Below are 13,659 nucleotides of genomic sequence, written 5' to 3' on the forward strand. Positions count from 1 at the left end.
GTTGCAGGAGGAACCGATGACCTACATCATCTCGCAGCCGTGCGTCGATGTTAAGGACCGCGCGTGCGTCGATGAGTGTCCGGTCGACTGCATCTACGAGGGCAAGCGGATGCTCTACATCCACCCCGACGAGTGCGTCGACTGCGGCGCCTGCGAGCCGGTCTGCCCGGTCGAGGCGATCTTCTACGAGGACGACGTGCCGGAGGAGTGGAAGGACTACTACGACGCCAACGTCAAGTTCTTCGACGACCTCGGCTCGCCCGGCGGCGCCGCCAAGATGGGCGAGATCGACAAGGACGCCGAGTTCGTCGCTGCGCTCGAGCCGCAGAACCAGGACCACTGAGTCCGGCCTTGGTGACGTCGGGAGCCGTCTCGGGCCGGCTGCCCGACTTCCCCTGGGACAAGCTGACCCAGTACGCCGCGCAGGCACGCGCGCACGCCGACGGGATCGTCGACCTGTCGATCGGCACGCCGGTCGACCCGACGCCCGAGGTGGCGCGGCGCGCGCTGGTCGAGGCCGCCGACTCGCCGGGATACCCGCTCACGGTCGGCACTCCCGAGCTGCGCCAGGCCGTCGTCGACTGGCTGTCCGGCACGCACGGCGTGACCGGCCTGGGCCTCGACCAGGTGCTGCCGCTGATCGGCTCCAAGGAGCTCATCGCGCAGCTGCCGGCCTACCTCGGGCTCGGCCCGGGCGACCTGATCGGCTTCCCCGAGCTCGCCTACCCGACCTACGAGGTCGGCGCGGCGATGGTCGGCGCCCGCGGCGTCGCCACCGACTCGCTCACCGCCTTCGGGCCGGAGACGCCCCAGCTGCTCTGGCTCAACTCGCCGTCCAACCCGTCCGGCCGCGTGCTCCCGCCCGAGCACATCAAGAAGGTCGTCGACTGGTGCCGCGAGCGCGGCGTGCTGCTCGTCTCCGACGAGTGCTACCTCGACTGCGTCTGGGAGGGCGAGGCCTACTCCGCGCTCCACCCCGACATCTGCGGCGGCTCCGCCGAGGGCATCCTCGTCGTCCACTCGCTCTCCAAGCGCTCCAACCTCGCCGGCTACCGGTGCGCCTTCGTCGCCGGCGACCGCGACGTGATCGCCGAGCTGCTCGCGGTCCGCAAGAACCTCGGCCTGATCATGCCCGGGCCGCAGCAGCGCGCGATGGCCGCCGTCCTCGCCGACGAGGCGCACGTCAAGGAGCAGCACGAGCGCTACCGCGCGCGTCGTACCAAGCTCCGGGCGGCGCTCGAGGGAGCCGGCTACACGATCGAGCACTCCGAGGCCTCGCTCTACCTGTGGACCACGAAGGGCCCCGACGGCCCCGACAGCTGGGAGCTCGTCGCCGAGCTCGCGGCCCACGGCATCCTGGTCGCGCCCGGCTCGTTCTACGGCGTCGCCGGCTCGAAGCACGTGCGGATCGCGCTGACCGCGACCGACGAGCGGATCGACGCCGCCGTCGCCCGCCTCGCCGCCCTCTGAGCAGGCCGGCAGCGCGGCGGGAGGCGCCGTTCGGCAGTGTGCTGCCCCCGGCGCAGCCGGACACGCGCTCGGCCCAGATCAGCGGAAGACGTCGATCTCGACCGTCGTCGAGGTCGCGTCGTTGCGCCAGCCCTCCCGGCCGGCGGTCCAGATCCACCCGTCGAAGCGGACCGTGCGGATCTTCAGTCGGGCCGCGTTGGCGACCGCCCAGTGCGCGAGCGCCCAGCCCTTGGCGTCGCCCGCCTTGGTGGGCCGGACGACCACGTTGACGCTGCGGCCGTCGGCCGGCGCCGCCGCGAACGAGAGCCGGCCGAACTGCGTCAGCAGCTCCTTGCGTACGACGTCCGCGCGCGGCGTCAGCCCGGTCGCGGTGAGCTCGGCGTCGGCCGAGGGCGCGCCGCCGGCGAGGTCGCAGCTGAAGGTCGCGGGGGAGTAGCCGGTCAGCGCGGAGGCGAGGGCGCGGCCGTCGGCCTCGTGGTCGGCATAGGCGGTGGGGAAGGCGGAGCGCTGCACCTTCTGCGCGGCGACCGTGATCTCCATGTTCTCGTAGCCGCGCACCTTCACCAGCGCGTCGTAGAAGCGGTTGGTGGCGTAGGTCGGGTCGAGGATCTGCGCGCGGGTGCCCCAGCCCTGCGACGGGCGCTGTTGGAAGAGGCCGAGGGAGTCGCGGTCGCCGTAGTCGATATTGCGGAGCTTGGACTCCTGGAAGGCCGTCGCCAGCGCGATCGACGCGGCCCGCGCGGGCAGGCCGCGGCGGACCGCGATGGCCGCGATCAGGGCTGCGTTCTCGGCCTGCTCGCCTGAGATGTCGACCTGGTGGCCGGCGACGGTGACGGTGCAGTCGCCGTTGGGGCCGCCGACCAGCTTGTCGGAGACCCGGAGCACGCCGATGCCGACACCGATGGCCGTCGCGAGGACCGCGACCCCCGCGATGACGGCCACCGCCCTTCTCTTCACGGCACCCAGTCTGCGGGGGACGTGGTTGACCGGCGCCGGAGCGCGGCGGTCAGTTGGCGTGCAGGGCCGCGTTGAGCGCGATGCCCTCGCCCTGCCACGGAACGGCCTCGATCGCGCCGGTCACCGAGTTGCGGCGGAACAGGACGTTGCTCGCGCCGGACAGCTCGCGCGCCTTGACGACCCGGGCGTCGCGGCCCGGCTCGAGGACGGTCACCTTGGTGCCGGCGGTGACGTAGCAGCCGGCCTCGACGACGCAGTCGTCGCCGAGCGAGATGCCGATGCCGGCGTTGGCGCCGAGCAGGCAGCGCCGGCCGATGGAGATGACCTCCTTGCCGCCGCCGGACAGGGTGCCCATGATCGACGCCCCGCCGCCGACGTCGGAGCCGTCGCCGACGACGACGCCGGCCGAGATCCGGCCCTCGACCATGGAGGTGCCGAGCGTGCCGGCGTTGAAGTTCACGAAGCCCTCGTGCATGACGGTCGTGCCCTCGGCGAGGTGGGCGCCGAGACGGACGCGGTCGGCGTCGGCGATCCGGACGCCGCCCGGGATCACGTAGTCGACCAGGCGCGGGAACTTGTCGACGCCGTAGACCGTGACGTGCTGGCCGGCGGCCTGCAGCCGGGCGCGGGTCAGCTCGAAGCCCTCGACGGCGCACGGGCCGGCGGAGGTCCAGACGACATTGGTCAGCAGGCCGAAGATGCCGTCGAGGCTCTGCCCGTGGGGCGCGACCAGGCGGTGCGAGAGCAGGTGCAGGCGCAGCCACACCTCGACCGTGTCGGCAGGAGCGGTGCCGAGGTCGGCGATCTCGACCAGGTTGACCTTGCGGGTGACCTGGCGGGCCTCGTCGGCGCCCTCGAGCGCGACCAGCTCGGCCGGCGCCTGCGCGTCGGCGGGCTTGGCGCCCAGCGCGGGCGCGGGGAACCAGGTGTCGAGGACGGTCGAGCCGTCGGCGGCGTAGGTGGTCAGGCCGAAGCCCCAGGCGGAGGTCACGTGAGGAGATTCTAGACGGCGTACGACGTCAGCCGTCGGCCAGGATCGCCAGCTGGCGGCTCTGCGCGAGCAGCCGCCCCTGCTCGTCCCACAGCTCGACGTCCTCGTCGTGATAGCCGGCGACGACGTGACGGGTCACGACGTGCCCGAGCGCCCACACCGTGCCGGGCTCGGGCCGGCGCCGGAAGTGGACGGTCAGCTGGATCGTCGCCGACGCGAGGTGACCGATCTCGGCGGTCACCGGCGGGAAGGCGTCGGTCATCGCACCCGCGAGCAGCGCGTCGACCGGCCGCTCGTCGGCCGCGCGGATCCAGCACAGCGACTCGGTGACGCCGGACGGCGTCCCGGTCAGCCAGCCCGGCACGCTCGGCGCGCGGTAGCTGTAGCGGTCGAGGATCGGCACCATCCCGGCGGGCACCAGGGCGCTCACGTCGGCACAGTCCTCCGGTCGCGGCGCCTCCGGTACGGCGTGCGGCGTGTGCGCGAACGTCCCCGCCGCATCCCAGTCGTGGGTGCTCACGACAGCGTGCGCGACCTCCTTCCCGCCCTGCGTGAGCACCGCGTCGTACGTCGACACGCGCCTCCCCACCCGCACCTCGCGGACAGCGATCTCGGCGGAGCCGGCGACGGCCGGGCGGAAGTAGGTGATCGCGATGGTGAGGGCGTCGGGGTGCTTCGACTCCTGGAGCACGGCGTTGAGCAGCAGCGCCAGGATGTAGCCGCCGTTGGGCGTCTGGTTGGCGGTGTGCCAGTCGGCGGTGACCTGGACGCGGTGGCGGCCGTCGCCGAGCGGCTCGGAGGCGATGGCGTCGTCGAGGAGGTGGCTCACCGGGCCATCCTCCCCGAGGCCGCCGGCGTCACTCGCCGGTGGTGCCGTCGATGCACTCCCGCAGCAGGTCGGCGTGCCCGCAGTGCCGGGCGTACTCCTCGATCATGTGCACCACGATGTCGCGCACCGGAGCCGTCTCGCCGTCGCTGTTGTAGACGACCTCGGCCGCCATGGTCGCGTCGGTCTGCGCGTCGAGCCACGCGTCGGCGCGGGCGATCTGGCGCTCCCACTCCGCGAACGCCTCGTCGACGCACTCCTGCGTGCCGACCGCCTGGTTGAAGTCGAAGTCGCGGTCGTCGGGGTCGGTGAAGGGCCGCGGCTCGTCGAGGTTGGCCTGGAGCGCCCGCTGGAACCACGCCTGCTCGACGTACGCCATGTGCCGCACCAGGCCGAGCAGGCTGAGCGTGCTGGGCGGCACCGAGCGGCGCGCGAGATCGGCGGGCCCGAGGCCCGCGCACTTGCGGGCGAGCGTCCGGCGGTACTGCGTGAGGTAGTCGCGGTAGTTGGTCAGCTCGTCGCTCGCCGGTACGTCGACCGTGGGCTCGGCCACGACATAGCCGTCCTCCCACTGCTCCAGGCTCGGCTGCACCTCGAGCGTTCCGGGCTCCTCGTGCCAGATCCGCGCCAGCCGGGCGCACGCCGGCGCGCCGTCGGCGGCGACGTGCACGCAGACCGGCCAGCCCACGCTGCCGCGGTGCGTGGGCGCGACGCTCCACCCCGCGCGCAGGGCGAGCGCCGCGGCCCGGGAGCCGGCGATCACGGCGTCCGGCCCGACCAGCGGGGAGTCGGTCGCGATCACCACGACACTGCCGGGGAGCCCGGCCAGCCACGCCTCGACCTCCTCCTCGGAGCCCGCCCGGCCGCTCGCGACGAGCGTTCCGGCAGAGTCGAGGGCGGCCAGGTCGACGGTCTCGTCGGCGGCGGCGAGAGCCAGCCCGACGTACAGCTTCTCGGTCACCCGACCACCCTAGGTCGAAACCGGTTTCCCGTTCCGGCGCACCACGCCCTACGCTGGGAGGACAGGCGCTCGAGCCGTCATCAGCGGCGAGCCCCGGGAAGAAAGCCGCAAGGCAAGTAGAACCCGGCGGGTAGGCCCGTCACAGCCGTGAATGAGCGGTCGTCCCCGTGCACTGCGGGGCCGGCAAGCGAGGTGGTACCGCGGCACACGTCGTCCTCGTGCAGACCCAGCACGAGTTGCACGAGACGCAGGAGACCAGCCGATGACCTATCCCAAGGTCACCACCGACCCGACTGCCGGCCAGGGCGCCGTCCCGAGCTCGCCGCGCTTCCCCGCGATCGAGGAGGGTGTGCTCGCCTACTGGGCCGAGGACGACACCTTCCGCGCGTCGGTCGAGCAGCGCGACCCCGGCGCGCACGGTGAGAACGAGTTCGTCTTCTACGACGGCCCGCCGTTCGCCAACGGCCTGCCGCACTACGGTCACCTGCTGACCGGCTACGTCAAGGACATCGTCCCCCGCTACCAGACGATGCGGGGCAAGCGCGTCGAGCGGCGCTTCGGCTGGGACACCCACGGCCTGCCCGCCGAGCTCGAGGCGATGCGTCTCAACGGCATCAAGACCACCGACGAGATCGTCGAGATGGGCATCGACAAGTTCAACGACGCCTGCCGTGCGTCGGTGCTCAAGTACACCGGCGAGTGGCGCGACTACGTGACCCGCCAGGCGCGCTGGGTCGACTTCGACAACGACTACAAGACCATGAACCCCGAGTTCATGGAGTCGGTGCTCTGGGCGTTCAAGAGCCTCTTCGACAAGGGCCTGGTCTACGAGGGCTTCCGCGTCCTGCCCTACTGCTGGAACGACGAGACGCCGCTGTCCAACCACGAGCTGCGGATGGACGACGACGTCTACCAGATGCGGCAGGACCCGGCCGTCACCGTCGGCTTCGAGATCGCCACCGACGGCCCGCTCCAGGGCGCCAAGCTGATGATCTGGACGACGACGCCGTGGACGCTGCCCAGCAACCTCGCGGTCATGGTCGGCACCGAGATCGACTATGTCGTCGTCGACCACGACGGCGACCGGCTGGTGTTCGCCGAGGCCCGGCTGGCGGCGTACGCCCGTGAGCTCGGCGACGAGCCCAGGGTCACCTGGCGCGGCACCGGCGCCGACCTGCTCGGCCTGTCGTACGTGCCGCCCTTCGGCTACTACGCCGGCCACGAGAACGCCTTCCGCGTGGTCGCCGCCGACGAAGCCGTGACCACCACCGACGGTACGGGCCTGGTGCACAGCGCCGGCGCCTTCGGTGAGGTCGACAAGGAGGTGACCGACCGCGAGGGCATCGAGGCGGTCATGCCGGTCGGCAAGGACGGCCGGTTCACCGCACCCGTCGGCGAGTACGCCGGGATGCTGGTCTTCGACGCCAACCCGCACATCATCGACGACCTCAAGAGCCACGGCGGCGCTGTCACCCCCGGCACGCTGCTGCTCCGCCGCGAGACCTACGACCACTCCTACCCGCACTGCTGGCGCTGCCGCGAGCCCCTGATCTACAAGGGCGTGAGCAGCTGGTTCGTCGAGGTCACCGCGTTCAAGCAGCGGATGGCCGAGCTCAACCAGGAGATCCGCTGGGTCCCCGAGCACATCAAGGACGGCCAGTTCGGCAAGTGGGTCGACAACGCCCGCGACTGGTCGATCACCCGCAACCGGTTCTGGGGCAGCCCGGTGCCGGTGTGGAAGTCCGACGACCCGGCCTACCCCCGCATCGACGTCTACGGCTCCTTCGAGGAGATCGAGCGCGACTTCGGCCGGCTGCCGCTCAACGACCAGGGCCTGCGCGACCTCCACCGCCCGTGGATCGACGACCTGACGCGGCCCAACCCCGACGACCCGACGGGGAGGTCGACGATGCGCCGTGTCACCGACGTCCTCGACGTGTGGTTCGACTCGGGCTCGATGTCGTTCGGCCAGGTGCACTACCCGTTCGAGAACAAGGAGTGGTTCGAGAACCACTTCCCGGCCGACTTCATCGTCGAGTACATCGGCCAGACCCGCGGCTGGTTCTACACGCTGCACATCCTGGCCACCGCGCTCTTCGACAAGCCGGCGTTCTCGTCGTGCATCAGCCACGGCATCGTGCTGGGCTCCGACGGCAACAAGATGTCGAAGTCGCTGCGCAACTATCCCGACGTCTCCGAGGTCTTCGACCGCGACGGCGCCGACGCGATGCGCTGGTTCCTCATGGCCTCGCCGATCCTGCGCGGCGGAAACCTGGTCGTGACCGAGCAGGGCATCCGCGACGCCGTGCGCCAGGTGATGATCCCGCTCTGGAACACCTGGTACTTCTTCGCGCTGTACGCCAACGCCGAGAACTACGAGGCCAACGTGGGCCGCGCGGAGTCGCTGGGCTCGACCGACCCGCTCGACCGCTACCTGCTCGCCAAGACGCGGCAGTACGTCGAGAAGCTCACCGCCGAGCTCGACGACTACGCGATCGCCGACGCCTGCGAGACCACGCGGACCTTCCTCGACGTCCTCACCAACTGGTACGTCCGCCGCTCCCGCGAGCGGTTCTGGGAGGGCAAGCCGGAGGCGTTCGAGACGCTCGCCGCCGTCCTCGACGTGGTCTGCCGCGCCGTGGCGCCGCTGCTGCCGCTGACCACCGAGGAGATCTGGCGCGGCCTGACCGGCGGCCGCTCGGTGCACCTGGCCGACTGGCCCGACGTGTCCGCGCTGCCCGCCGACGACAAGCTGGTCGCCGCGATGGACGAGGTCCGCGAGGTCTGCTCGACGACGTCCGCGCTGCGCAAGGCCGCCAAGCTGCGCAACCGCCTGCCGCTCGCCGGGCTCACCGTCGTCGTCGACGACCCCGCTGCGCTCGAGCCGTTCGCGGCGATCGTCGCCGACGAGCTCAACGTCAAGGCGGTCCGCCTGCTCGCGGCCGACTCCGAGGAGGCCGCCGGCTTCGGCGTCGAGCAGAAGCTCTCGGTCAACGCCCGCGCCGCCGGGCCGCGCCTCGGCAAGGACGTGCAGGTCGCGATCAAGGGCTCGAAGTCGGGCGACTGGTCGATCTCGCCGGACGGCGTCGTCACCGCCGGTGGCCTGACGCTGGTCGAGGGGGAGTACACCTTGGAGACCGTCGTCGGCGCCGCTGGGGAGGGCTCCGCCACCGCGATGCTCCCGGGCGGCGGCTTCGTCGTCCTCGACACGGACGTCACGCCCGAGCTCGCCGAGGAAGGCGTCGCCCGCGACCTGGTCCGGGCCGTCCAGCAGGCGCGCCGCGACGCCGACTTCCAGGTCACCGACCGGATCGAGCTCGTCATCGCCGGCACCGCCTCGGTCCTCGCCGCGGCCCGCGCCCACGAGGCGCTGATCGCGGGGGAGACCCTCGCGACGTCGTACACGGTGGTCGAGGAGGCGCCCGCGGGCGCCACCGAGGTCACCGTCGGCGACGGCGAGAAGGCGGCGCTGAGCGTCAGCCTGGCCTGAGCGCGCCCCCTGGTGGGGAGTCGTGTGCCTGAGAACCCCTGCAGGGACGTTCTCAGGCACACGACTCGACCGATCGGGCGGCCTGGTTGACTGTTCCCGTGCCCTCGATCGACCTGACCGCCGACGTCATCACCCTGACCCGCCAGCTCGTCGACATCGAGTCGGTGAGCCGCGACGAGCAGGAGATCGCCGACGCGGTCGAGCAGGCCCTGCGCGCGCTCCCGCACCTCACCGTCACCCGCCGCGGCCACACCGTCGTCGCGCGCACCGACCTCGGCCGGCCCTCACGCGTCGTCATCGCCGGCCACCTCGACACGGTGCCGGTCAACGCCAACCTCCCCAGCCGGTACGACGAGCAGGCCGGCGTCCTGCACGGCCTGGGCACCTGCGACATGAAGGGCGGCGACGCCGTCATCCTCCGGCTCGCGGCGAGCGTGACCGAGCCGGTCCACGACGTCACCTACGTGCTCTACGAGGCCGAGGAGATCGAGTCGCTCTACAACGGGCTGCGCCTGCTCGGCGAGTCCGACGCCGAGCTGCTCGAGGCCGACTTCGCGATCCTCATGGAGCCCTCCAACGCCGGCGTCGAGGCAGGCTGTCAGGGCACGCTGCGGGTGGAGGTCCGCACCCGCGGCGAGCGGGCGCACTCGGCGCGCAGCTGGCGCGGGGTCAACGCGATCCACGGCGCCGGCGAGATCCTCGCCCGGCTCAACGCCTACGAGGCACGCCGTCCGGTCATCGACGGCCTGGAGTACCACGAGGGGCTCAACGCCGTCGGCATCAGCGGCGGCGTCGCCGGCAACGTCATCCCCGACGAGTGCGTGGTCACCGTCAACTACCGCTTCGCGCCCGACCGCTCCGAGGCCGAGGCGCTGGCCTTCGTCGAGGAGTTCTTCGCCGGCTTCGAGATCGAGCTCACCGACACCGCGCCGGGCGCGCTGCCCGGCCTCGACCAGCCCGCGGCGAAGGCGTTCATCGACGCCGTCGGCGGCACGGTCGCGCCGAAGTTCGGCTGGACCGACGTCGCGCGGTTCACGGTCCTCGGCGTGCCTGCGGTCAACTACGGTCCCGGTGACCCGATGCTGGCTCACAAGCAGGACGAGCACGTCGAGGTCGCGCAGATCGTGCGTTGCGAGCAGCAGCTCGGCGCGTGGCTGCGCGGCGAGACCACCATCCCCGAGAGCACCGAGGAGAACGCATGACCAGGCGCAGCGGCCCCGGACCCCGACCCAGCGCGGGACGTCCCGAGGGCTCGACCACCGACCAGCGACTGCTCGACAGCCGGGGCGACAGCGGCTGGGTCCACACCGACCCGTGGCGGGTGCTGAAGATCCAGGCCGAGTTCGTCGAGGGCTTCAACGACCTGGCCGAGGTGGGTCCGGCGATCTCGGTGTTCGGCTCGGCGCGGATCCCCGACACGCACCCGGCGTACGACATCGGCGTGCGCGTGGGCTCGGCGCTCTCGAAGGCCGGCTTCGCCGTGATCACCGGCGGCGGCCCGGGCGCGATGGAGGCCGCCAACAAGGGCGCGATGGAGGCCGGCGGCGAGAGCGTCGGGCTCGGCATCGAGCTGCCGTGGGAGGCGAAGCTCAACGACTACATCACCTTCGGGCTCAACTTCCGCTACTTCTTCGTGCGCAAGATGATGTTCGTCAAGTACAGCCAGGGCTACGTCGTCCTGCCCGGCGGGCTCGGCACCCTCGACGAGCTGTTCGAGGCGATGACGCTCGCGCAGACCCTCAAGATCACCCAGTTCCCGATCGTGCTGATGGGCGTCGAGCACTGGCAGGGCCTGATCGACTGGATGCAGGGCTCGATGCTCGAGGACGCCCGGATCAAGCAGTCCGACCTCGACATGCTCACCCTCACCGACGACGTCGACGAGGCTGTCGCGCTCATGGTCGCCGCGCGCGACCGCCACTCCTGAGGCCCGGGTGATCGTTCGATGATGTGGGTGTTCGCGGTGCTCATCGTGCTCGCGATGGGCGGTGTCGCGATGCTCGCGGCCGGCCACGGCGAGCCGATGAGCCCGGCCTACGACGACCGCCCGGACGCCGTCCTACCCACGGACCGGCCGATCGCCGGGGGCGACCTGCGCACGGTGCGCTTCTCGCTGGCCCTGCGCGGCTACCGGATGTCGGAGGTTGACGCCCTGCTGCAGCGGCTCGCACACGAGCTGGAGCAGCGCGAGCAGGCGGCATCCGAGCCCGCTGGCGAGCACGTCGCAGAGCCCCACCGCGAGCGCCCTGACGAGCACCCCGCGGAACCGGGCGACCAGGCTTAGGTCGGTCTCGGCTGCGCGTCTGGTGTGGCATAGGCGATAATGGTGGCGCGCACGGTCGGGTGCACCGGGCGCTCGACAGCTCGCAGAAGTAGTGGAAGAGGGGTGCCGCATGGCGGCGATGAAGCCTCGGACCGGTGACGGTCCGCTCGAGGTGACCAAGGAGGGGCGCGGCATCGTGATGCGCGTCCCGCTCGAGGGCGGCGGCCGGCTCGTGGTCGAGCTCAACGCCGAGGAGGCCACCGCGCTCGGCGACGCGCTCAAGAACGTCGTCGGGTGACCTCACCAGGCACTCCCACCACCGGCCCGGTCCTCCCGAGCCAGGTCTCACCCCCGGAGTTCGCGGCCAGCGAGCTGCGGCCCGGTGCCATCACCGGCGTCGACGTCGTCGCGCTCCCAGTCCTTCCGGGCGACGACGGCGTCCTGCTCGGGCTCGGCGCGGCCGAGCTGGCCGACGAGCTCGCGCTCGACCTCGTGGGGATCGCCGAGGTGCACGGGCTGACCGGCGCCACCGGCGAGGTGGCCGCCGTCCCCGTGCCCGACGGCACGCCCACCAACCCCACGCTGCGGCTGGTCCTGCTCGTCGGCGTGGGCGCCGCGCGGCCGATCGACCTGCGCCGCGCCGGCGCCGCGATGGCCAAGGCCGCCCGCGACCGCGCGGCGGTCGTGACCTCGATCCCCGCCGTCGCCGAGGATGCCTCGCCCGACGACCCGGTCGCGCTCGAGGCCTTCGTAGCCGGCACCATGCTCGGCTCGTTCGTCTTCCACTGGCGCTCCACCGGCCCCGAGCACACGCCCGTACGACGGGTCGTGCTCGCCGGCGCGCCCGCCGCCGCCGACCGTGCCGCCCTCGAGCGCGCGGTCGCCCTCGGCGGCGCCGGCTGGCGCTCGCGGCTGCTCGCGACCGTCCCGTCCAACCTGAAGAACCCCGCCTGGCTCGCCGCCCAGGCCGAGGAGGTCGCCGCGGCGGCCGGCCTCGATGTCCGGGTGTGGGACGAGCAGGAGCTCGCCAAGGACGGCTTCGGCGGCATCCTCGCCGTCGGCGCGGCGTCCGCGACCCCACCGCGGCTGATCCGGCTCGACTACACGCCGGCCGGCGTCTCGGCCCGCGCGGCCAAGAAGCTGCCGCTCGTCGTCCTGGTCGGCAAGGGGATCACCTTCGACTCCGGCGGCCTGTCCATCAAGCCGAGCGCCTCGATGGGCTCGATGAAGCGCGACATGACCGGCGGCGCCGTCGTCCTGGCGACGATGGCCGCGCTGGCCGACGTCGACTGCCCGGTGCGCGTGGTCGGCCTGATCGCCGCCGCCGAGAACGCCATCTCCGGCAGCGCGCTGCGCCCCGGCGACGTGATCACCCACTGGGGCGGGCGCACCACCGAGGTCGGCAACACCGACGCCGAGGGCCGCCTGGTCCTCGCCGATGCTCTCGCCTACGCCGTCACGGAGCTCGACCCCGCCCTCGTGGTCGACGTCGCCACCCTCACCGGCGCGGTCAAGGTCGCGCTCGGCCAGCAGGTCGGCGGCCTCTTCGCCAACGACGACGCCCTCGCCGCCGCGCTCATCACCGCCGGCGAGCGCGCGGGCGAGCCGCTGTGGCGCTTCCCGCTCTACCGCGGCTACGACGACAAGCTGGCCTCCAAGGTCGCCGACGCGAGCAACGACCCGGGTGGCGCCGGCGCGATCACCGCCGCGCTCTTCCTGCGGCCGTTCGTGGGCGACGTCCCGTGGGCGCACCTCGACATCGCCTCGGTGGGCGACGTCGAGAAGGAGTGGCACGAGTGGACAGTCGGTCCGTCCGGCTTCGGCTCGCGGATGCTGCTGTCGTGGCTCGGCACGCCCGAACCGCTCGCCGGCGTACCCCACTGATCGTCGTACCGGACGAAACGGTCGTGAAATCGGCCGATCGGCGACGATTTCGTCCGGTACGACGGACTCAGTCGGCCTCGGGGACCCATTCCTTCTTCGCGACCAGCAGCCCGTCGCCGACGGGCAGCAGCGCCGGGATGAGTCCCTCGGTCGCGGCGACCTGCTGGACCAGCTCGCGGATGGCGACGGTCTCGTCGTCGCGCTGGGCCGGGTCGGCGACCCGGTCGTGCCATAGCGCGTTGTCGAAGATCACGACGCCGCCGGGGCGCAGCAGGCGCAGCGCCTCGGACAGGTAGGCGCCGTACTCGCGCTTGTCGCCGTCGGCGAACACGATGTCGTAGTGGCCGTCGGTCAGGCGGGGGAGGACGTCGAGCGCGGAGCCGGCGATGGTCCGGACCCGCTGCGGCGCGATGCCGGCGTCCTTGAAGGACTCGCGCGCGAGGCGCTGGTGCTCGGCCTCCACGTCGACCGTGGTCAGGACGCCGTCGGGGCGCATGCCGCGCAGCAGCCAGACGCCGGAGACGCCGGTGCCGGTGCCGATCTCGACGACGGCGCGGGCCTCGAGGACGGCGGCGAGGAAGCGCAGCGTCGCCCCGCTCCCGGCGCCGATGGGCACCACGCCGACCTCCTCGGCGCGCGCCCGGGCGGCGGCGAGAACGTCGTCCTCACCGACATAGGTGTCGGCGAAGGTCCAGCTGGTCGCGTTGACAGGTGTCGGAGCCACGGGCTCACCCTAGAGGTTCTCGGCGCTCCGGGGGCGGACCCCGGCCGGGGATGAGCGGATCGAAGGGAACACCTGATCGTCATCGTTCGTTGA

General features: G+C 72.1%; 13 protein-coding genes. 8 read left to right on the top strand and 5 right to left on the bottom strand.

Annotated elements, in window-relative coordinates; genetic code table 11:
* Positions 1 to 16: 16 nt before the first annotated feature.
* Both fdxA and dapC read left to right on the top strand, forming a co-directional pair.
* Positions 17 to 343 (top strand): ferredoxin, encoded by a 327-nt coding sequence (gene fdxA / locus AB4880_RS02380; protein WP_036540981.1) that lies wholly within the window; start codon positions 17 to 19, stop codon positions 341 to 343.
* An 11-nt stretch (positions 344 to 354) separates the two neighbouring features.
* Positions 355 to 1,470, top strand: coding sequence for a succinyldiaminopimelate transaminase (dapC, locus tag AB4880_RS02385; RefSeq protein ID WP_367917595.1), 1,116 nt, complete (start codon positions 355 to 357; stop codon positions 1,468 to 1,470).
* 78 nt (positions 1,471 to 1,548) lie between these two features.
* On the opposite strand, the gene AB4880_RS02390 is transcribed toward dapC, so the two are convergent.
* The 4 genes from AB4880_RS02390 to AB4880_RS02405 are packed head-to-tail and all read right to left on the bottom strand — an operon-like array spanning position 1,549 to position 5,205.
* Positions 1,549 to 2,427, bottom strand: a complete 879-nt coding sequence (locus tag AB4880_RS02390; protein WP_367917596.1) for a VldE C-terminal domain-containing protein — start codon at positions 2,425 to 2,427, stop codon at positions 1,549 to 1,551.
* 49 nt (positions 2,428 to 2,476) lie between these two features.
* A complete protein-coding gene (gene dapD / locus AB4880_RS02395; protein WP_367917597.1) occupies positions 2,477 to 3,418 on the bottom strand; it encodes a 2,3,4,5-tetrahydropyridine-2,6-dicarboxylate N-succinyltransferase in 942 nt (313 codons plus the stop codon).
* A 28-nt stretch (positions 3,419 to 3,446) separates the two neighbouring features.
* Complete coding sequence (locus tag AB4880_RS02400) at positions 3,447 to 4,247, bottom strand: acyl-CoA thioesterase (RefSeq protein WP_367917598.1); 801 nt, start codon at positions 4,245 to 4,247, stop codon at positions 3,447 to 3,449.
* 28 nt (positions 4,248 to 4,275) lie between these two features.
* Positions 4,276 to 5,205: a DinB family protein gene (locus tag AB4880_RS02405; RefSeq protein ID WP_367917599.1), complete on the bottom strand. Its 930-nt coding sequence runs from the start codon at positions 5,203 to 5,205 to the stop codon at positions 4,276 to 4,278.
* Positions 5,206 to 5,467: 262 nt separating this feature from the next.
* Between AB4880_RS02405 and ileS the strand changes: the two genes are divergently transcribed.
* The 6 genes from ileS to AB4880_RS02435 all read left to right on the top strand — a co-directional run bounded on the left by ileS (position 5,468) and on the right by AB4880_RS02435 (position 12,842).
* Positions 5,468 to 8,695 carry an isoleucine--tRNA ligase gene (ileS, locus tag AB4880_RS02410; protein WP_367917600.1) on the top strand — a complete coding sequence of 1,076 codons (3,228 nt, stop codon included), beginning with the start codon at positions 5,468 to 5,470 and terminating at the stop codon, positions 8,693 to 8,695.
* A gap of 98 nt (positions 8,696 to 8,793) precedes the next feature.
* Positions 8,794 to 9,897 carry a succinyl-diaminopimelate desuccinylase gene (gene dapE / locus AB4880_RS02415; RefSeq protein ID WP_367917601.1) on the top strand — a complete coding sequence of 368 codons (1,104 nt, stop codon included), beginning with the start codon at positions 8,794 to 8,796 and terminating at the stop codon, positions 9,895 to 9,897.
* Positions 9,894 to 10,622, top strand: coding sequence for an LOG family protein (locus AB4880_RS02420; protein WP_367917602.1), 729 nt, complete (start codon positions 9,894 to 9,896; stop codon positions 10,620 to 10,622). Before dapE ends, AB4880_RS02420 begins: the two co-directional genes overlap by 4 nt.
* Before the next feature lie 21 nt (positions 10,623 to 10,643).
* Positions 10,644 to 10,979 carry a DivIVA domain-containing protein gene (locus AB4880_RS02425; protein ID WP_367917603.1) on the top strand — a complete coding sequence of 112 codons (336 nt, stop codon included), beginning with the start codon at positions 10,644 to 10,646 and terminating at the stop codon, positions 10,977 to 10,979.
* 109 nt (positions 10,980 to 11,088) lie between these two features.
* The gene (locus AB4880_RS02430; RefSeq protein WP_367917604.1) at positions 11,089 to 11,256 is read left to right on the top strand and encodes a DUF3117 domain-containing protein; all 168 of its coding nucleotides are present in this window, start codon (positions 11,089 to 11,091) and stop codon (positions 11,254 to 11,256) included.
* Positions 11,253 to 12,842: a leucyl aminopeptidase family protein gene (locus tag AB4880_RS02435; RefSeq protein WP_367917605.1), complete on the top strand. Its 1,590-nt coding sequence runs from the start codon at positions 11,253 to 11,255 to the stop codon at positions 12,840 to 12,842. The genes AB4880_RS02430 and AB4880_RS02435 overlap by 4 nt, the downstream gene beginning before the upstream one ends.
* 67 nt (positions 12,843 to 12,909) lie before the next feature.
* On the opposite strand, the gene AB4880_RS02440 is transcribed toward AB4880_RS02435, so the two are convergent.
* Entirely contained in the window at positions 12,910 to 13,566 is a 657-nt protein-coding gene (locus AB4880_RS02440) for an O-methyltransferase (RefSeq protein WP_367917606.1), read from the bottom strand.
* Between the last annotated feature and the right edge of the window lie 93 nt (positions 13,567 to 13,659).

Origin of the sequence: Nocardioides ginsengisoli (assembly GCF_039537225.1) — a bacterium.
Lineage (GTDB): Bacteria > Actinomycetota > Actinomycetes > Propionibacteriales > Nocardioidaceae > Nocardioides > Nocardioides ginsengisoli.